The organism is Aeromonas sp. 602658 (assembly GCF_049173005.1).
GTDB lineage: Bacteria > Pseudomonadota > Gammaproteobacteria > Enterobacterales > Aeromonadaceae > Aeromonas > Aeromonas veronii_A.
The window spans coordinates 1-19,073 of record NZ_JAAKRF010000005.1 but is presented as its reverse complement, the minus strand read 5'-3'; the positions used below and the strand labels follow the sequence as shown (position 1 = coordinate 19,073).

General features: G+C 59.0%; 20 protein-coding genes. 11 read left to right on the top strand and 9 right to left on the bottom strand.

Going from position 1 to position 19,073, the window contains the following annotated elements:
* Nucleotides 1–18: 18 nt before the first annotated feature.
* Entirely contained in the window at nt 19–2,400 is a 2,382-nt protein-coding gene (locus G5253_RS06485) for a PilZ domain-containing protein (RefSeq protein ID WP_421202905.1), read from the bottom strand.
* Between the two features lie 100 nt (nt 2,401–2,500).
* Here G5253_RS06485 and radA point away from each other — a divergent pair, with 100 nt between their 5' ends.
* Entirely contained in the window at nt 2,501–3,868 is a 1,368-nt protein-coding gene (gene radA / locus G5253_RS06480) for a DNA repair protein RadA (RefSeq protein WP_005341318.1), read from the top strand.
* A gap of 56 nt (nt 3,869–3,924) precedes the next feature.
* Here the strand turns inward: radA and G5253_RS06475 are convergent, their stop codons facing one another.
* Together G5253_RS06475 and rsd are read right to left on the bottom strand one after the other, a co-directional pair.
* Nucleotides 3,925–4,305, bottom strand: coding sequence for a PilZ domain-containing protein (locus G5253_RS06475; protein WP_421202903.1), 381 nt, complete (start codon nt 4,303–4,305; stop codon nt 3,925–3,927).
* Nucleotides 4,306–4,406: 101 nt separating this feature from the next.
* Nucleotides 4,407–4,889 (bottom strand): sigma D regulator, encoded by a 483-nt coding sequence (gene rsd, locus G5253_RS06470; protein ID WP_216952872.1) that lies wholly within the window; start codon nt 4,887–4,889, stop codon nt 4,407–4,409.
* Between the two features lie 337 nt (nt 4,890–5,226).
* Between rsd and hupA the strand changes: the two genes are divergently transcribed.
* On the top strand, nt 5,227–5,499 hold the full coding sequence (gene hupA, locus G5253_RS06465) for a nucleoid-associated protein HU-alpha (RefSeq protein ID WP_005340484.1): 273 nt from the start codon (nt 5,227–5,229) through the stop codon (nt 5,497–5,499).
* A 114-nt stretch (nt 5,500–5,613) separates the two neighbouring features.
* Here the strand turns inward: hupA and G5253_RS06460 are convergent, their stop codons facing one another.
* The 3 genes from G5253_RS06460 to G5253_RS06450 form a co-directional block, all read right to left on the bottom strand.
* The gene (locus G5253_RS06460) at nt 5,614–6,057 is read right to left on the bottom strand and encodes a PACE efflux transporter (RefSeq protein WP_005358045.1); all 444 of its coding nucleotides are present in this window, start codon (nt 6,055–6,057) and stop codon (nt 5,614–5,616) included.
* Between the two features lie 163 nt (nt 6,058–6,220).
* Complete coding sequence (locus G5253_RS06455; RefSeq protein WP_421202901.1) at nt 6,221–7,078, bottom strand: hypothetical protein; 858 nt, start codon at nt 7,076–7,078, stop codon at nt 6,221–6,223.
* 111 nt (nt 7,079–7,189) lie between these two features.
* Nucleotides 7,190–8,413 carry an Nramp family divalent metal transporter gene (locus G5253_RS06450; RefSeq protein ID WP_227341920.1) on the bottom strand — a complete coding sequence of 408 codons (1,224 nt, stop codon included), beginning with the start codon at nt 8,411–8,413 and terminating at the stop codon, nt 7,190–7,192.
* Between the two features lie 237 nt (nt 8,414–8,650).
* On the opposite strand from G5253_RS06450, the gene rpsF reads away from it, so the two are divergent.
* The 4 genes from rpsF to G5253_RS06430 all read left to right on the top strand — a co-directional run bounded on the left by rpsF (nt 8,651) and on the right by G5253_RS06430 (nt 10,639).
* A complete protein-coding gene (gene rpsF, locus G5253_RS06445; protein ID WP_005308887.1) occupies nt 8,651–9,037 on the top strand; it encodes a 30S ribosomal protein S6 in 387 nt (128 codons plus the stop codon).
* A gap of 30 nt (nt 9,038–9,067) precedes the next feature.
* A complete protein-coding gene (gene rpsR, locus G5253_RS06440) occupies nt 9,068–9,298 on the top strand; it encodes a 30S ribosomal protein S18 (RefSeq protein WP_005308890.1) in 231 nt (76 codons plus the stop codon).
* A 52-nt stretch (nt 9,299–9,350) separates the two neighbouring features.
* On the top strand, nt 9,351–9,797 hold the full coding sequence (gene rplI / locus G5253_RS06435) for a 50S ribosomal protein L9 (RefSeq protein ID WP_005340490.1): 447 nt from the start codon (nt 9,351–9,353) through the stop codon (nt 9,795–9,797).
* Between the two features lie 101 nt (nt 9,798–9,898).
* Nucleotides 9,899–10,639 (top strand): ferredoxin--NADP reductase, encoded by a 741-nt coding sequence (locus G5253_RS06430; protein WP_421202899.1) that lies wholly within the window; start codon nt 9,899–9,901, stop codon nt 10,637–10,639.
* Nucleotides 10,640–10,688: 49 nt separating this feature from the next.
* On the opposite strand, the gene G5253_RS06425 is transcribed toward G5253_RS06430, so the two are convergent.
* Together G5253_RS06425 and G5253_RS06420 are read right to left on the bottom strand one after the other, a co-directional pair.
* Nucleotides 10,689–11,039, bottom strand: a complete 351-nt coding sequence (locus G5253_RS06425; RefSeq protein WP_042053367.1) for a hypothetical protein — start codon at nt 11,037–11,039, stop codon at nt 10,689–10,691.
* A 19-nt stretch (nt 11,040–11,058) separates the two neighbouring features.
* Nucleotides 11,059–11,355 (bottom strand): hypothetical protein, encoded by a 297-nt coding sequence (locus G5253_RS06420; protein WP_202003097.1) that lies wholly within the window; start codon nt 11,353–11,355, stop codon nt 11,059–11,061.
* A gap of 255 nt (nt 11,356–11,610) precedes the next feature.
* On the opposite strand from G5253_RS06420, the gene G5253_RS06415 reads away from it, so the two are divergent.
* Entirely contained in the window at nt 11,611–12,621 is a 1,011-nt protein-coding gene (locus G5253_RS06415; protein WP_421202897.1) for a Preprotein translocase subunit SecY, read from the top strand.
* Nucleotides 12,622–12,675: 54 nt separating this feature from the next.
* Here G5253_RS06415 and G5253_RS06410 read toward each other — a convergent pair whose 3' ends face one another.
* Nucleotides 12,676–12,843, bottom strand: a complete 168-nt coding sequence (locus G5253_RS06410) for a hypothetical protein (RefSeq protein ID WP_005308905.1) — start codon at nt 12,841–12,843, stop codon at nt 12,676–12,678.
* A gap of 56 nt (nt 12,844–12,899) precedes the next feature.
* Between G5253_RS06410 and G5253_RS06405 the strand changes: the two genes are divergently transcribed.
* The 4 genes from G5253_RS06405 to gshA all read left to right on the top strand — a co-directional run bounded on the left by G5253_RS06405 (nt 12,900) and on the right by gshA (nt 18,895).
* Nucleotides 12,900–13,877, top strand: a complete 978-nt coding sequence (locus G5253_RS06405; protein WP_421202896.1) for an NADP-dependent oxidoreductase — start codon at nt 12,900–12,902, stop codon at nt 13,875–13,877.
* A gap of 79 nt (nt 13,878–13,956) precedes the next feature.
* The gene (locus G5253_RS06400) at nt 13,957–14,394 is read left to right on the top strand and encodes a YqaA family protein (RefSeq protein WP_139462233.1); all 438 of its coding nucleotides are present in this window, start codon (nt 13,957–13,959) and stop codon (nt 14,392–14,394) included.
* A gap of 27 nt (nt 14,395–14,421) precedes the next feature.
* Nucleotides 14,422–17,235, top strand: coding sequence for a M16 family metallopeptidase (locus G5253_RS06395; protein WP_421202894.1), 2,814 nt, complete (start codon nt 14,422–14,424; stop codon nt 17,233–17,235).
* Between the two features lie 61 nt (nt 17,236–17,296).
* Nucleotides 17,297–18,895, top strand: coding sequence for a glutamate--cysteine ligase (gshA, locus tag G5253_RS06390; RefSeq protein ID WP_421202893.1), 1,599 nt, complete (start codon nt 17,297–17,299; stop codon nt 18,893–18,895).
* Nucleotides 18,896–19,073: the final 178 nt, after the last annotated feature.

Here is a 19,073-nt window from a genome sequence, read left to right as displayed (position 1 = left end):
GCGCCCGTGTCGATGGGATCAGCGGGGCGGCTGCGTGATGCCGAGCCGGAACAGGGTCGCCTGGGTGGTGTCGGTCAGCTCGCCAACCCCCACGACACTCCACAACTCCTCTTCCAGCCGCTTTGCCTTGTGAATGGCGAACTTGGCGATGTAGTCCAGCTCATTGGCAATGAAGTTGGTGTCGGGGCGTCCGGTGCGGGAGATGCCGACCAGCACCGAGTAGAATTCTCCCTGCTGCAGTGCCAGCTCGATGAACTGGCGTTTATCTTTGAGGTTGCTAAAGCTGCTGGCGAGGCGGCTGGTGAAGATGGGGAGGCCCGCCTTGGTCTGGATGCTGGCAATATAGACCTCATCTTCCCGCGGTTTGTCCTCCCGCTCGATGGCGCGCAACGGATTCATCAGCAGCTCCTTGAACAGCTCCCCCTGAAACAGCGGATAGAGATTCTCCTGCTCAGGTTGCTCGGCACAGGCGGTTAACAGTCGTTGCAGGCTGCGCGGAGTGAGTGACTTGCCGATGGCGGCTGGCTTGGGGGCACCCTTCAGTTTGTTGATATAGACCGGTGAGTTGAACAGGTGGTGGGTGTAAATATTGCGCAGGGCTCGCGCCAGTCCGCGATAACGGCGCTGCTCCTGCGCCGCCTTGAGCTTGTTCTGGTTGCTCTCGATCAGCAGGCTGAAGAACTGACGACCTGTATGACGATCGGAATCCCCGTCGATACAGAGGTGCAGCACGGTGCGAGTCATGTTGAGACTAACCAGCCGGTAGGAGAGATGCTGCAGATCCATGCTCTTGGATAACTCCTGCAGACGGGGCAGGGCGATGGTCACCACATCGTTTTTATCACCGGCAAACGCCTCTTCCAGCTCGACCTGCAGGCCATGGGCAGAAATATCTCGGGTCCAGCCAAGCCATGACTTGCCGTTGTGATGGATGGCAACGGCTGTTTTGTGGATATAGCGCAGCTCCTTGCGCAGCTGGACATAGTGCAGGGATTCAATCTCGAAGGGGGCAACGCCCAGCTCGTGACCAAAACGTTGCAATTCATTGGCATTATTGCCCAGCTCGCCCTCCGGGCGGAACTCCTCCCGTTGGGACTCCAGACTGATCTCTTGCAGCAGGCCGCAATACCCAATCAGTTTGAGACGTTCGAGTAACAGAATATCCTGCAGTTGCGAATTTTCGACCCCCTGCAACTGCCCTACATCTGCCTCCAGTGATTCACACGCCTCCAGTGAAAACTTGTAGACACGCCAGCTGGGACGCCGGGAGCCCACCTGGAAGAAGAGGGCGGTGAGGCCACTCTGGCGCAGCTCTTCAGCAGTGGCAGAGAAGAAATAGATATGGCTGCGTACCGTGTGGGTAAAGCAGTAGATGAGGGTTTCGGTCGTGGTGCCGGGTGCAGGGCAGAGGCGTTTCATCCGTTTTGCTGAGAAGAGTCCCGCGAGGGCATCGCGGTTTTTCTCGTCGCGCCAATACTCCAGCAGGTGCTGGTTGTTCTCGGTGCGCAGTGCTATCTCGAGTGAGGGACTGTCTCCTGTGCTGAAGAAAAGCGGCATGCCGGTCATCCGTGGCAGGTAGAACTGCTCATATCCCTTGATGATGGCGGCGGAGAGCAGATAGTCGACGCTGACCCGATAGCGGATCTTGTTGGCTTCGATAAAGTCGCTGAGGAAGGCATCGAAGGCGGGCTGCTCACCGGAGCGTACCAGCCTCAGCCAATACTTCCCTTCCTTGCTCTCTTCACCGAGGATCTGGTAACCGACCGGCTGATGCAGCACCGGATTGGGGTGATCCCGCTCCAGCCCGGTAAAGAAGACCTCGACCTGAGCGCCGGTCTGGTAATTGGGCAAATAGGGGACCGAGACTCTCATGCCGCCGAGGGAAAGATCGGAACTTTTGGCGAACAACTTCTCCCCGTCATGAAGTTTGATGAGCAATGGCGAGCTGAAGTGCATCCGCTCTTGTCGTCGCCCGTAGTAACTGGCAAAGACGATGGTGTTGACGTCGTATTGCCGGAAGGGGCTGACAGGGGGTTGCAGCAGGCCATCCACCCGGGCGTGGTGATGGTTCTTTTGCCATTGTTGCAGCGCTTCGTAAACGCCAAGGGTATAGGCGTCACGGTAGAGATAGCACTGGGACTGAAACAGTCCGATGGCCTCGGCCGGCATAAAGTGGGTGATACCGTCGAACTCGTGCACCAGGCACTCGTCCTCCAGTTCATCGCGCATGTCGATAATCCTGCGGCAAGGGGAGCATTTGCGATTGAGCTCCATCTTGATCAGAAAACGGCCGTTACTGTTTTCGTCCTGGGTCAGACGGTTGAAGATCTCTTCGAAATCTTTCTCCCGCAGCAGGGGTACAAGTTGTTCAATCAGATGTTGTTGGTGTACTGAATCCATGTGTTCCTGCCACGGAAAGTCACTTTTCCGATTCTGGGTTTGATCTGTCGGTCGCAAACAAGTATATCAAGCAGGAATTCATCCTGTCCCCGAGTTATCAATGGCTAAAAATAAAACTGCTTATGTTTGTTCCGAATGTGGTGCCGACTTCACACGCTGGCAAGGTCAATGCAGCGAGTGCAAGGAGTGGAATACCATCACCGAGGTACGCCTTGGCTCCGTCACTCCCGCAGGCAAGAGTGCCCGTTACACCGGTTATGCCGGCGCGGTCGGCAGTCAGGTACAGACACTGGCAGAGATCGCCACCACCGAAATCCCCCGTTTTACTTCCGGTTTCAAGGAGTTGGATCGGGTGCTTGGTGGCGGTGTGGTGCCCGGCTCGGCGATTCTGATCGGTGGTAACCCGGGGGCGGGTAAATCGACCCTGCTGCTGCAGACCATGTGTGGTCTGGCAGAGCGGATGAAAACTCTCTATGTCACCGGTGAGGAGTCGCTCCAGCAGGTGGCAATGCGGGCCAACCGCCTTGGTTTGCCTACCGACAAGCTACGGATGCTCTCCGAGACCAGCGTTGAGCAGATCTGCCTGATTGCCCAGCAGGAGCAGCCGCAGATCATGGTGATCGACTCCATTCAGGTGATGCATGTGGCGGATGTCCAATCTTCTCCCGGTTCGGTCTCACAGGTGCGTGAGGCAGCAGCGTTACTGACCCGTTACGCCAAGCAGAACCATGTGGCCATCTTCATGGTGGGTCATGTGACCAAGGATGGCAGTCTGGCTGGCCCCAAGGTGCTGGAACACTGCATCGACTGCTCTGTGCTGCTTGACGGTGGCCATGACTCCCGTTTTCGGACTCTGCGCTCTCACAAGAACCGCTTCGGGGCGGTCAACGAGCTGGGGGTCTTTGCCATGACTGAACAGGGGATGCGCGAGGTGAGCAATCCCTCCGCCATCTTCCTCAGTCGGGGGCAGGAGCAGGCGCCCGGTTCCATCGTCATGGTGATCTGGGAGGGCACCCGGCCGCTGCTGGTGGAGTTGCAGGCGCTGGTGGATTACTCCCAGCTCTCTAACCCGCGTCGGGTAGCGGTGGGGATGGATCACAACCGGCTCGCCATGTTGCTGGCGGTGCTGCACCGTCACGGTGGGCTGCAGATGGCGGATCAGGATGTCTTCATAAACGTGGTTGGCGGGGTCAAGGTCGAGGAGACCAGTGCGGATCTGGCGCTGCTACTGGCGATGGTCTCCAGTTTCCGGGATCAGGCGCTGCCCAAGGATCTGGTGGTGTTTGGCGAAGTGGGGCTCTCAGGGGAGATCCGTCCTGTCCCCTCTGGTCAGGAGCGGCTGCAGGAAGCAGCCAAACACGGTTTTCGTCGTGCCATCGTGCCGCACGCCAATGCCCCCAAGCATCCTATCGAGGGGATGGAAGTGGTGCCGGTCAAGAAGCTATCAGAGGCGCTCGAGGCGTTATAACCGTAGCAATAGAGGCTGAATGAACAGAAAAGAGCACCATGTCTGGCCGGGCGTCGTTACGACTGGTTGTGCTCCTGATGCTCGTTCAACAGCTGTTCCAGCTCCCGATGCAGCAGCTCTTCGTCACCTACGTTGAGCTCTATCATCCGCTTGAGGTGGGTGGCACTGTCGATGTCGATGTGGTGGCAGTAGAACCCCAGCTTCTTGCTGGCTTCATGGGTTAGCTCGACCTGCATCTTGATCTCGATGTCGCTGCCACCCAGGACAAAACTGAGCTGGTACTCCTTGTTGTCACGGCTCTCCCAATCATCCGGTCGGATTAACAGGGCGCCCTGCAGGGATATGTCGACAAGCTGAGTCTGCCACTTGTGCTCCCCCTGGGTGAGTTCGGCCGTGGTCAAATAGAGGATCCGTGCAAAACGGCGGCGCTCAGACATGCTCATCTCCTAGTTTGGAATCAGCTGGACACAGGGAATCATTGCTCTGAGTGTAATGCACCTTGGCTGCCAGTATCTTGAACTTGCTCCGAAAATAGCAATCAGGCTTGCTGGGCACTGAGGAACTCCACCACATGGAGTGCCTTGACCAGACGATCTTCCTGTTTGAAGCGATCCTCCAGTACCGGACCCAATTCGTTGAGGTCATCATCGAGCAGTAGCAGTTGGGCCTCGTCGGCATCACTGTATTTGTCGTTGAATTCGAGGGCAAACTCGGTAGTGGCACGAATATGGGGATAAATGCGCTTGGCCAGCTCCAGTGTTTCGCCGCTGGCTTGCTCGAAGGCGGTGACGACGTGGTGGTAGATCTCGAAATGGCCCGCGCTGACATAGTCGACTAGGCGGTCGCAAAACTGATGCAGCTCTTCTGTTTTGGGCAGGCTGCGTTGCTTGGTCCGCGCCGGAGTAAGGCCTGCCAGCTGCATGTATCCAACCAGCAACGCTTGCCTTGCATCCAGCCAGTCGTCGATAGCTTTATGCTTGCCTGCCAGCGCCTGCTTGGTCTGTTCCAGTTTCGTCAACATAATCCCTATCCCTCCGTGGGGCAAAGGCTGGCCGATTGTTCGGTATTCCGAGCCGTTTGAGCAGTGACACAACCTATAACTAGGGAAAATCTGGGCAAGCGTCAATAGCCATGGGGGGATAATGTTAAGTGGCGAAGAAATAGTCAGCGGATTGTGTCTGCGTGCTAGCAGGTTTCAGGCCTGCTCACGGTTTTTCGCGTGTGGAATGTGACTATTTCCGCAGATCTTGATGAAAACCCCAGCGTTTGACGCGTTCGGCTCGATAAAGGCTTTGCCTGTGCGTTTTTTTTTGCATAGAGTGACCCAGCGCTAAATGCCCGATCATAAAGGAAATGTTATGAACAAAGCTCAACTTGTCGATGCGATTGCCGCCAAAGCAGATCTGAGCAAAGCTCAGGCCAAAGTGGCTCTGGAAGAGATCATCAATGGTATTACCCAGAGCTTGAAAGAAGGCGATGCTGTGCAACTGGTCGGTTTTGGCACCTTCAAGGTCACCCACCGCGCAGGCCGCACCGGTCGTAACCCGCAAACTGGTAAAGAGATCCAGATTGCTGCTGCCAACGTGCCTTCATTCGTGGCTGGCAAGGCTCTGAAAGACGCCGTCAAGTAAGTCCGAAAGTCTGTTTTGTCCAATGCCAGTCAGCTTGCTGACTGGCATTGTTTTTATGGGATTCTCCCATCCTTCCTGACTTTTCCTTTTGTCGGCCTCGTTGCGGCTGAGGCCTTATGCCGTTTGCGGGTTGGATGGCAGCGGCCAGATCCGCTCATAGGCCCAGGTAAAGACCATGATGTAGACGAGGTAGAAGGCGACGAAGCCGAGATCCAGCATCAGGGCGTCCCACACTCCCAAATCGAGCCAGAACATGACGCAGGGGAGGGAGAGCATCATAAAGCTCGCCTCATAGCCAAACGCGTGCAGGAAGCGGTCCAGTGGTCGCTTGTTAGTGCGTCCGCAAAGTTTGAGCAACCCCTTGTCGAACAACAGGTTCCAGCCGTAGGTCCAGGCGGTGGCGACGATGGAGAAGAAGATGGCCAGTGAACCGACCTCGGCGACGCCCTGACCGAACAGCTGGCTGATCAGCGGTGCGACCAGTGCCAGCCCGATGCCTTCGTAGAGAACCAGATAACGAAGTCGATCGGGGGTGGTGCGTAGTTGGGTACTACTCATGGGGATGTGCCTCCTGTGGGAGGCGCATTCTAATCAGGGAGTGGTTAAAAGAGAAGCATCGGCCCGTCATGACGGGCGTTGAGGGGCATGATGATGCCCCCTCATTTGCGATACGTCTCTATTGCCAACTTGGGCGTTAGCCCTGAGTGGTCAAGTCTGCGACTCAGGCGCCGGTTGGCGTGACCCGGGTCAGCATGGCAAAGCCCTCTTCCACTTGAGTGAGCTCTACCTTGACCTCTCCCAACTCGGCGAGCGAGGCAACATGGGTGCCGCCACAGGGGATGGTGACCTCCTGGCCTTCCAGCGAGCAGTGCCAGTAACGGGAGTCGATGATCGCCTCGCCGGCCCGGCTTCGGCGAATGTCAGCTCCGCTTGCTACCCAGTCGGCCAGCTGGCGGTTGACCTGCACTTCAATCTGCGCCAGCTCTGCCAGCAGTGCCTCGCTGTTGACTCCTTTCTTGCGCAGGCTCTTGCCGATCCGGTACTGCTCCCGCGATCCGCAAGGCTCGACCCGCGAGCTTTGAATAGCAAGACGATCGAAGTCGGGCTGGTCCTGTGCATCGCGCTCGCTTACCTCCTTGCGCCAGTAGGGAGTCAGTACTCGATTGAGCGCCAACGCCGCCAGATGGCAGCCACTATGGCCCAGACTCAACGCGTGGCGGGCAGCCCTATCTACTTGCAATTCGACCTGGTTGCCAACGGCTAGTGCGTGGTCTCCGGTCAGTGGATGGACCACCACGAAACTCCACCCCTCTGCGCCCCGTTTGACCGGAATCGCAGTATCGACAAACAGCTCGCCATCCGGGCTGATGGCCCCCATCCGGCAAGGGCCAATGGCGGCTTCGCCCCCTTCCCAGCGAGCATGGCCCACATCCCCCGGCTGATCGGGCCAGAGGTGGCTCTGGGGATGAAAGGGGGTGAGGTCGGTAACCAGCAGTGTGGTGTCGCCACGCTGACAGCAGACCACGCTGGCTTGCTCCTGATGATGGCCCAGCACGAAGCTGACTCGGGTATGTTCCATGGCAAGGCTCCCGCAACGATAAATGAGAAAAGAAAGCGGCAGCATACGCCAAAGTGCGAAGAGGCTCATTAACCAGAGTTAATGAGCCCCTCTTCTCGGTTTGACGGTTCGCTAGATCATGGCGACCAGCAGGTAGGCGTTGAGCCCGATCACCAGGGCGACGATGAGGCGGCCGACCGCCTGGGTCACCGGGTGGTTGCGATACTCCCCCATCAGGGCGCGATCGCCGGTCAATATCAGCAGCGGGATGAGCGCCAGCGCGATGCCGAAGCTCAGCACCACCTGGCTCAGCACCAGGATCTCGGTGGTGTTGAGGCCCATGGCGATTACCACGAAGGCAGGGGCCATGGTGATGGCGCGGCGCAGCCAGAGCGGGATGGTGAAGCGCACGAAGCCCTGCATCACCACTTGGCCGGCCAGCGTGCCCACCACGGTAGAGCTGATGCCGGAGGCGACCAGCGAGAGGCCGAACAGAGTCGCGGCCGCCTGACCCAGCAGCGGGGTGAGGGTCTGGTAGGCCGACTCCAGCTCGGCTACTTGCTGGTTGCCGGAGCTGTGGAAGGCGGCCGCCGCCATGGCCATCATGGCCAGATTGACGAAGCCGGCGATGGTCATGGCAATCGCCACATCGACCCGGGTGGTGTGCAGCCGCTGGGGGACCGAGCCCTGATCCTGGGTGTGCTGGGTCAGTGCCGAGTGCAGGTAGATAACGTGGGGCATCACGGTGGCGCCGAGCACGCCGGCCGCCAGATAGACGGCGTCACTGTTGGGCAGGCCGGGGAAGAGGGCGCCCTCCAGCAGGCTAGGCAGATGGGGGCGGGAGAACACCAGCTCGACGATGTAGGCCGCCGCCACGAACAGCAGCAGGCCGCCCACCACGAACTCCAGCGGTTTCTGGCCGCGGGATTGCAGCATCAGGATCCCCCAGGTCACCACGGCGGTGATGCAGGCCCCTTCAAGCAAGGTCACGCCAAGCAGCAGCTTGAAGCCGACGGCGGCGCCGATAAATTCGGCGAGATCGGTGGCCATGGCGATGATCTCTGCCTGCACCCAGTAGGCCCAGACCGCCGGTTTCGGCAGTCGGTCGCGGATGTGCTCCGCTAGATTCTTGCCGGTGACGATACCGAGTTTGGCCGAGAGGGTTTGCACCAGCATGGCCATCAAGTTGGCCCATACCACTACCCAGAGCAACTGGTAGCCAAAGGTAGAGCCCGCCTGAATATTGGTGGCGAAGTTGCCCGGGTCGATATAGCCGATGGCGGCGATAAAGGCAGGCCCGAGCAGGGTCAGTTTGAATTTGCGGGCTGGAATCGTAGTCGTCAGTGCGGGTTGCATGGCATCACCCTCCATAAGGATATGGAGAGAGAATAGATCTAAATGATAATTGTTATCAATTGTTGTTTTTGATGGTTTCCATCGGGAAAAACATTTAAGGCAGTCAGTTGCAGTGAGGGATGTGATTTCGTACAATACGCCGCCCTAGAAAAGCAGCGACTAAACACCTTTATGTTCCTTGCCTCCGAGGTCTGGCTGCACCTGGGCGGAGGCTGAATTAATCCGTAAGGAGCTAAAATGCGTCATTACGAAATCGTCTTCATGGTTCATCCGGACCAGAGCGAGCAAGTTCCCGGCATGATCGAGCGTTACACCGGCGCCATCACCACCTCCGGTGGTACCATTCATCGCCTGGAAGATTGGGGCCGTCGTCAGCTGGCTTACCCGATCGACAAACTGCACAAAGCCCACTACGTTCTGATGAACGTAGAAGCAGAGCAAGCCGTTATCGATGAGCTGGAAACCAACTTCCGCTTCAACGATGCCGTTATCCGCAACATGATCATGCGCACCAAGCACGCCGTGACTGAAGTTTCTCCGATGGCCAAGGCCAAAGAAGAGCGCTTCACCCGTCGTGACGACGAGCGCCGCGAAGAAGCTACTGAAGCTGCTTCCGAAGAGTAATTCTGGATCACTGACTAGAGGATAAAGGCCATGGCACGTTATTTCCGTCGTCGTAAGTTCTGCCGCTTCACCGCCGAGAACGTTACCGAGATCGACTACAAAGATATCGTTACTCTGAAAAACTACATCACTGAATCTGGCAAGATCGTACCGAGCCGTATCACCGGTACCCGCGCCAAGTATCAGCGTCAGCTGGCACGCGCCATCAAGCGTGCTCGTTACCTGGCTCTGCTGCCGTACACCGATCTGCACAACAAGTAAGAATCGGCCCGGCACTTAAGCCTAACTCAACGAAATTTATAGAGGAAAGGTAATGCAAGTTATCCTGCTCGACAAAATCGCCAAACTGGGCGGTCTGGGTGACCAAGTTTCCGTGAAATCTGGTTATGCCCGTAACTACCTGATCCCGCAAGGCAAAGCTGTTATGGCCACCAAAGCCAACATCGAAGCTTTCGGTGCTCGTCGCGCTGAGCTGGAAGCCAAACTGGCTGCCAACAAAGCTGCTGCTGAAGAGCGTGCTGCCAAGCTGGCCGAACTGGCTACCGTGGTTATCGCTTCCAAGTCTGGCGACGAAGGCAAGCTGTTCGGTTCCATCGGTACCCGTGACGTGGCTGAAGCCATCACTGCTGCCGGCGTAGCCGTTGCCAAGAGCGAAGTCCGCATGGGCAACGTTCTGCGTAACACCGGTGACTACGAAGTTGCTGTTCAGCTGCACGCTGACGTTAAAGCAACCGTACAGATCCAGGTTGTTGCCCTGTAATAGCGATTCGCTTTTGCAGAAAAAACCCGCGCTCTTGCGCGGGTTTTTTATTTTCCGGCCCGGGGGTAGAGTGAAGGTCTGTTCCACTGGAGGAGATCCTTATGGCTTGGGTAGAAGGCCGCGTCATCGAACGCATCGAATGGACACCCACCCTGTTCTCCCTGCGGGTAGCGGCCGAGCTGGCCCCCTACAAGGCAGGCCAATTCACCAAGCTGGCCCTCGAGCAGGGTGATCGCCGCATTCAGCGCGCCTACTCCTTCGTCAATCCCCCCTCTGCGCCATACCACGAGTTCTATCTGGTCGAGATCCCGAGCGGTGAGCTGACTCCCTCGCTCGGCTCGCTGCAAGCAGGCGATACCCTGCTGGTGCAATCCCAGGCGACCGGCTTTCTGACGCTGGATGAGGTGCCCGCCGGGCGCGATCTCTGGCTGCTCTCGACCGGCACTGCCATCGGCCCCTTCCTCTCCATGCTGGCCGATGGCGAGGCCTTCAACCGTTTCGAGAATCTGGTGCTGGTGCACGGGGTGCGTAAAGGCGAAGAGCTGAGCTATCAGGATTTGATCGCCAGCTTTGCCGAGCAATATGGCGAGCGTTTTTGCTATGTCCCCTTTGTCAGCCGCGAGCCTTGGCCCGATGCAATGGCAGGGCGGATCCCGGCGGCGATTGCCAATGGTCAGTTGCAGGCTAGAGTGGGGTTGGAGTTCTCACCCGAGCTGAGCCAAGTGCTGATCTGCGGTAATCCGGAGATGGTGAAAGAGACCCAGCAGACCTTGCTGGCGCTGGGGTTGGCCAAGAATCTGAGGCGGGCGCCGGGCAATATCAGTGCGGAGAATTATTGGTAAAACAATCAGCACAGGGGCGCCAGGCCCCTGCTGCATCAGGAGAGGGAGTTCAGTTCTTCTTGCCGTTACCCTTGTTTTTATCCTTCTGTTTGTCGTGACCTTGCCCGGGGTTATTGCCGCTGTGGATGCTGCGGTTGTAGTGATCCCGGTACTTGCCATCCATCTTGTCGCAGTTGAGTTTGATCCGGCTGTCGCCAATGCCAAGATCCAGACAGTTGTCCTGCCACCAGTCGTACTCTTTGTCATCCCAGTCGAGATTGATCTTGATGTCATCACCGGAGATCTTGATGCCATCGCTATTTTTGCTTGGCGGTGCCGCAACCGCGATGCCGTGCGCCATGAGCAGGGAAAGCAGCAGGGCGCCGCGCCGGATAACGGGGTTGTGTTTAGCTTGGGTCATCGCAAGGGTACTCCTGTTGTTACTGGTCGCTCTGCGAGTTGGCAGGGACCTGGTTGGTTTTCGGTGGCTGGTTGCGATTCTCTTCATCTTCCAGATTGAATTTGACCGCCTTGCAGTCGACGGAGGAGGTCTCCCCGATATCCAGAGTGAGGCAGTCGTTCTGGGTCCAGCCGAACTGCTTGTCATCCCAGTCCAGATTGAATTTAAGCTCATCGACGGAGAATTCGGAGCCACTGCTCTCTTGATATTGCTGGGTCGCTGCGGCGTTGCCGGTAACCAGAAGAAGGGAGAGTAGCAAAGTGGTCTTACTGTTCATGATGGCCTCGGATAATTGCAACGGTGGATGAGTGTACAGACCGGAGCTGAACCCGGGCGGAACTGTTCCCCATCTCACCACATGATCAAGTCAGGGAGGGATTGTATCGCTTTTCTGCTGCCGATTTGTCCGTTTTGGTCGCACTCTGGGCAGCTGATTGCCAATCTGAAGGAATTCAGTCATTTGCCCTTCTCTGGGCGAGTCTGGAGACTATAATCGGCAGCCAACTTTTCCTGCACAGCACACCCCTTCATCATGACCACACAGGACTCCTCCACATTGCGCTACCCCAAGGGGTGGTTTGCTCTGACGACGGTATACAGTTTCACCGGGTTGGCCATTCTGGCTTCCATTATCTTCTCCCTGCTGCTGTTCCTCTCCATCGATGACAACCCGCTGATGAAGTGGCTGTTCGGCGGCTTGGCCATCATCTTTGAGCTGGGCAAGTTTTACGTCTGGTACGAGTACGGCGAGCGTAAGGCGCGGCGGGATTTGAGTGGCGCTTTCTGGTCGTTGCTGTTTTACAGCGTGCTGGCGGCCATCTCCATCGGCGGCAGTATTGGTGGCATCAACAGTGCCACCAACACGGTACTGAGCCAGCAGGCGCGCCACGAGCGGGAGCTTGCCCGTTTCGACGAGCAGATCGCCAGCATCGAGCGGCAGATCCAGCTCAACGAGGAGGCGGCCCGCAAATATATCGAGCTGGAGCGCATCTCCAGCGGCGTCTCCTCGTTGCAGCATGCCAACACCAAGCTGCGCTTGCAGCAGGATGAGCTGCGCCAGCAGCGCGATGCCAAGCCGGTCAACGAACAATCCTCCATGCTGGGGCTGATGAGCAGTTTGGCGGACGGGGTGGGGATGAGCATCAGTCAGGTGCAGTTCCTGCTGGTCTGCTTCCTCTCGGTGCTGCTCGACGTGTTCGGTGCCTTTTTCGTCAGTCTGATCGGCGAGGAGAACCGCTTTCGCCGGATGTGGCGTGGGCAGCAGGACCAAGCTCGCAGAGAGGCGCAGGAAGCGTTGGCGATGGCGGCACAGCCCGAGCCCATCATGCCCCCCGAGCCCGCCCCCGAAGTGCTGGAGCAGGTGCGCGGAGCGCTGATGAGTGGTGAGCTCAAGTGCAGCAAGCGCTCGGTGGCGCAGGCGTTGTCACTCTCGCTGGAGGAGGTGGATCGGGTGTTCCACCATCTGCTGTCGCAAGGGGTGCTGGGGCAGGGGAGCAATCGCCACTACTACCTAAATCCGGCGCTGGAGCAGCAAGCCGGATAGTGAGAAGGCCACCGGAACGCGGTGGCCTTTTTCGTTATCGAGTGGCGATAGCACTCAGTGAGTCAGCACCATCATCAGGCTGAGGAAGGCGGCCAGTCCGCCACCGATGCCGATGATCCAGTAAAACCCCTTGGCCCCCTGTTTGAGCGGGATGCGGAAGTAGAGTAGAAACGCCCACCACCCCAGTGCCAGCAACAGAGGAATAAGAAACATTCGAGCCATGGTGTCCTCGCTGTTATTCTGTTGACCCTTGATCAATCAACAGGATGGATTGTGCAATGACGCAACTACAGATTACCGCATTCGGTGACCCCTCGGTACTCAAGCTCAACCCTTCCCTCGATAAGGTGCCAGCCGATGGTGAAGTGCGGGTGCGCATCTGCTTTGCGGGGGTCAATCCCATCGATGCCAAAACCCGCGCCGGTCTTGGCTGGGCGGCGGCCCAGAACAAGGACAAGCTGCCCTGGACACCGGGTTATGACATCTCCGGCGTGGTGGAGAAGATAGGCCCCGGCGTGACCTCGCTGGTTGAGGGGGATCTGGTGTGCGGCATGGTCGGTTTTCCCCTCGCTGCCGGTGGCTACGGGGAGTCTGTGGTGGCAAGCGAAGGCGAGCTGGTCAAGCTCGACGGAGTGAGCCTGCAGCAGGGTGCGGCGCTGCCACTGGCCGGTCTCACCGCCTGGCAGGGGCTGCTTGAGCACGGCGGCCTCCAGAGCGGTCAGCGGGTCTTGATCCTCGCCGGTGCCGGTGGGGTCGGCCATCTGGCGGTGCAGTTTGCCAGCGCTTATGGCGCCGAGGTGGTGGCCACCGCCAGCCCCGACAACCATGGTTTCCTGCACGCTCAGGGGGCGCGCTGGATGGTGGATTACCACGATACGAACTGGCCCGCACAGGTGGTGGCAGAGGCCGGTCAGGTCGATCTGGTGCTGGATCTGGTGGGTGGCGAGAGCGGCAAGGCGGCGCTTGCCTGCGTCAAGCCGGGTGGCCGGCTGGTGACTGTGCCCACCATCACTGCCCAGCTTATCAAGGATGCCGGCGCGGCTGCCGGTATCGAGGTGGTCGGCATGCTGGTGCACCCCGACCAGAAGCAGTTGAGCCAGATGTTGATGCTGCTGCGGCAGGGCGAAGTAAAGATTGCCATCGCCGGTGAATTTGCCCTGAGCGAAGGGGCGCTGGCTCATCAGCGCATCGAGGGTGGCCATGTACGCGGCAAGCTGCTGCTGCGCATTCCCGCCGCCGATGGTTATCCTGCATGAGCGGGATGATGGCGATGGCACATGGTGTGGTTGTTGCTGCGTGCCTCGCGTCCTTGCCTCTGTGGTGGGGAAGCGCATCATGAATGAGTTGATGCAGATGGGGCTGGGGTGGCTCTTTTTGAGCGCCTTTACCTCAGCCACTCTGTTGCCCGGCAGCTCGGAAGTGCTGCTGGGGGCCATGGCGGCCAAGGGGGAGTGGAGCATGGCGAGCCTGCTGCTGTGGGCGACGCTGGGCAATACCCTCGGATCCATGACCACCTGGTGGCTTGGCTGGCTCGCCACCTTCAAGAAAAAACCGGAAGATTTTCAAGGCCGTGGGGAACAAAAAGCCTTAGGCTGGCTCAAACAACATGGTCACTGGTGTCTGCTGCTTGCCTGGACGCCGGTGGTCGGTGATGGTCTCTGTCTGTTGGCCGGTTGGCTGCGCCTCTCCTTCTGGCGCTCTCTCATTCTGATCGGGCTCGGCAAATTGTTCCGTTATGCCCTGGTTTTTCTGCTGGCCAGTCACATTTTCTAGCCTGTTTTTGTCACTCACGAGGTTACCGTGAACAAAGTCATACCTTTAACGATTCTGCTGGGTTTCACCCTGCCGGTGCTGGCGGCACCGACCCTGATCGCCGAACAGGGCAAGGAGGAGGGCAAGCTCGCCATCCCCTACCAAATGTACAAGCTGGACAACGGCCTGACCGTGATCCTGGCCCCCGATCGCTCCGATCCGCTGGTGCACCTCGATGTGACCTATCACGTCGGCTCATCCCGCGAGACGGTCGGCAAGTCCGGTTTCGCCCACTTCTTCGAGCACATGATGTTCCAGGGCTCGAAACACGTCGGTGATCAGGAGCATATGCGGATCATCAACGAGGCCGGTGGTGACATGAATGGCACCACCAACAAGGATCGCACCAACTACTACGAGACTGTGCCGGCCAACCAGCTGGAAAAAGTGCTCTGGCTGGAGGCAGATCGGATGGGCTTCCTGCTCGATGCGGTGAGCCAGAAGAAGTTCGAGATTCAGCGCGCTACCGTCAAGAACGAGCGGGCCCAGCGGGTCGACAACCAGCCGTACGGGCTGGTGAGCGAGAAGGTGGGGGAGGCGCTCTATCCGCGTACTCACCCCTACTCCTGGCAGCCCATCGGTTACGTGGAAGATCTCGACCGGGTCGATGTGAACGACCTCAAGCAGTTCTTCCTGCGCTGGTATGGCCCCAACAACGCCACCCTGACTCTGGGCGGCGACTTTGACAGCAAGCAGGCCCTCGCGTGGATCGAGAAGTACTTTGGCTCCATCCCGCGCGGCCCGGACGTGGCCGAGCCGACGCCAAAGCCGGTGACCCTGCCCGAGACCCGCTACGTGACGCTGCAGGACAAGGTGCACCTGCCGCTGCTCTATATCAGCTATCCCACCGTCTCCCTTGGCGATCCGCAGGAGCCGGCGCTCGACATGTTTGCCGACGTGCTGGGCGGCTCCGCCAGCTCCATGCTCTACCAGTCGCTGGTGAAAACCGGCAAGGCGATCGATGTGGGGGCGTCCCACTACTGCGAAGAGCTGGCCTGTACTCTGACCGTCTACGCCTACCCCAATCCGTCGCAGGATGGCAGCCTCAAGACCCTCAAGGGGGAGGTGGACAAGGTGATCGGCGAGTTCGCCCAGCGCGGCCTCAAACCGGAAGATCTGGAGAAGGCGATCGCCAAATATCGAGCCTCCGCCATCTGGGGTCTGGATAGCGTCTCTGGCAAGGTGAGCCAGCTCGCCATGGGTCAGGTGTTTGCCCAGGATCCCAACTATGTGTTCAAGACGCTGGATGCCATCGGCAAGGTGACACCGGAGCAGGTGAAGGCCGCCTACGACAAGTTCATCGCCGGCAAGCCTGCGGTGGTGCTGAGCGTGGTGCCCAAGGGCAAGACAGAGTGGCAGGTTGCCACCCCGAACTTTACCCCCGCCAAGCGCGATCTGCCGGATTACAGCAAGCATGACGAGGCGCTGGCCGAACGACCGGTTAAAGACAATTTCGATCGCAGCGTGCAGCCCAAGGCGAGCGAGGCGGTGAGCGTCAAGGTGCCCGCCATCTGGCACGGCAAGCTCGACAAGAACATCGAGATTATTGGCACCAAGAGTGACGAGATCCCCGCGGTCTCCATCATGATCGCCCTGCCGGGTGGTATTCGTGCCGAAGATAAAGGACAGCTTGGGCTGGCCAATCTGACCGCCGCCATGATGGGACAGGGCACGGTGCGCCTGACCGAGGCTCAGCTGAGCGACGAGCTGCAAAAGCTGGGATCTTCCATCGATGTCTCCAGCGCCCAGTACAACAACCTCATCACCGTCAGCTCGCTGGCCGACAAGTTGCCCCAGACTCTGGCGCTGGTGCGCGAGGTATTGGAGCGCCCGGGCATGCGGGAGGCTGACTTCGAGCGGGTCAAGGCGCAGCTGCTGCAAGGGATGCAACAGGCCCAGCAGCAGCCCGAGTGGCTGGCCGGGCAGGCGTTCCGAGAGCTGGTCTACGGCAAGCAGAACCGCCTCGGTCAACCTACCGACGGGGTAGCGGCTGATGTGGCCAAGCTGACCCTGGCGGACGTGAAGCACTTCTATCAGGCCTACTACAACCCCACCAATGCCAAAGTGGTGGTGGTCGGTGATGTGGACCAGAAGCAGATCGAGGAGCAACTTGGCTTCCTGACCGAGTGGAAGGGGGCGACGCCGACTCTGGGGGATCTCAAGCTCAAGGGGGAGCAGGCCAAGCCGGGTATCTATCTGGTCGACAAGCCGGGGGCGCCCCAGTCGGTGATCCGCATCGGTCGTCGCGCCATGCCGTTCGATACCACGGGGGATTACTTCACCGCCGGGCTGATGAACTTCAACTTGGGTGGCAACTTCAACAGCCGCATCAACCTCAACCTGCGGGAAGACAAGGGCTACACCTACGGCGCCAGCTCGGGTTTCTCCGCCAACCGCGAGGTGGGCACCTTCGCCACCGGCGCCAATGTGCGGGCCGATGCCACCGTCGATGCCATCCGCCAGTTCCTCAAGGAGATGGACAACTACCGCAAGATCGGCCCGACCCCGGTGGAGCTGGCCTATATGCGCAGCGCTGTCTCCCAGCAGGATGCCCTCTCTTACGAGACCTTGGGCCAGAAGGCGGGCTTCCTGCTGCAGATGGTGATGTATGACCTGAAACCGGACTATGTGCAGGCCCAGAACAACCTGATCAAAACGGTGTCGCCCGAGGCGCTGAAGGCCAGTGCCGCCCGTTGGCTCAATCCGGCCGACATGGTGATCGTGGTGGTGGGAGACAAGCAAAAGCTTGAAAAACCCCTGAAGGAGCTTCATCTTCCCATCTATCCGCTGCAGTTGCCGTAACTGACGCTTTATAAAAATCAAGAGCCGCCCCGAATGGGGCGGCCTCACATGAGCCGTGAATATGACTACAACAAGCTTGTCGCTCACCGAGTTGCTGAATGCGTTGGGATCACCGGAGCGCCTCACCGCGCTCAAGGGGATCCGGCGCGGGATCGAACGTGAATGCCTGCGCATCACGCCGGATGGCCGACTCGCCCAGAGTGACCATCCCCGGGCGCTGGGCTCGGCCCTGACCCATCCCAATATCACCACCGACTACTCGGAGAGTCTGCTGGAGTTCATCACCCCGGCCACCGACTCCATCGACAGCCTGATGGAGCAGCTCGGCGATATCCATCACCATGTGATTCAGCATCTGGGTGACGAGCGGATTTGGCCGCTCTCCATGCCCTGCTTCGTCGGCGGGGAAGAGAGCATCCGGTTGGCCCAGTACGGCAGCTCCAATATCGGCCGGATGAAGACCCTCTACCGTCAGGGATTGAAGAACCGCTACGGCAGCCTGATGCAGGTGATCGCCGGGGTGCACTTCAACTTCTCCATGCCCGACAGCTTCTGGAGCGAGTGGCAGGATCTGGTGTGCGAAGGGTGCTGCAGCCAGCGCTTTATCTCCGACAAGTACATGGGGCTTATTCGCAACGTCTACCGCTTCGGCTGGCTGGTGCCCTATCTGTTCGGCGCCTCCCCGGCCATCTGCGAATCCTTCCTCAAAGGGCGCAAGAGCAACCTGCCGTTCGAGAAGACCGGCAAGGGCACCCTCTATCTGCCTTACGCCACCGCGCTGCGTCTCTCCGATCTCGGTTACACCAACAGCGCCCAGGCTGGGCTCAAGATCAGCCACGACAGCCTGCCAGCCTATGTCAGCAGCCTGCGCCGCGCCATCAACACCCACAATCCCGACTTTGCCAAGATCGGGGTCAAGGTGGATGGGGAGTATCGTCAGCTTAACGACAACGTGTTGCAGCTGGAGAACGAGCTATACGCCCCGATCCGCCCCAAGCGCACCCCGCGCAGCGGCGAGAAGCCCTCGGATGCGCTGGATCAGCGCGGCATCGAATACATCGAGCTGCGCACCGTGGACGTCAACCCCTTCACCCCTCTCGGCATCGATGCCGACCAGATCCGCTTCTTCGATCTGTTCCTGGTCTGGTGCCTGCTGCGCCCCTCTCCGGTGTTGAGTGACGAGGAGATTGCCCGCAACCGCCGCAACCAGAACAAGGTGGTGCTGGAGGGACGTCGTCCCGGCCTGATGCTTGAAGATGAGCAGGGCAATGCCATTGGCCTCAAAGAGTACGGCCTCAAACTGTTTGACGAGCTGGCTCAGGTGGCCGATCTGCTGGATCGCTGCTGTGGCCGCAACCGCTATCGCGAGACGCTGGCGATGCACCGCGAGAAGCTGCTCAACCCAGAGCTCACCTACTCCGCCCGCATGCTCAAGGAGCTGCTGGAGAGTGGCAAGGATAACGGCTGTTACGGTGACAAGCTGGCGACCCGCTATCGCGAGGAGCTGCTGGCAGGGGAGCTGCAGTACTGGGATGAGGCCTACTTTGCCGGTGAGGCGAAGGATTCGCTGGCCAAGCAGCGCGAACGCGAGCGCAGCGATAGCCTGTCGTTCGATGACTTCCTGGCCGACTACTTCGGGACCAGTACCACCACGGCCTGAAGGCGGGTTCGTACCAACCCAAGTGCCAGCAAAAAGCCGCTCGAGTGAGCGGCTTTTTTATTTCTCTTTGTCCCGTCCTGAATATGGTTTACACCTTTCCCCCCAATAAATGGAGAACCCGATGGGACAAGGTGTGAAACGGACACAGCGCGATTACTCGCTGACTTTTAAACTGGCA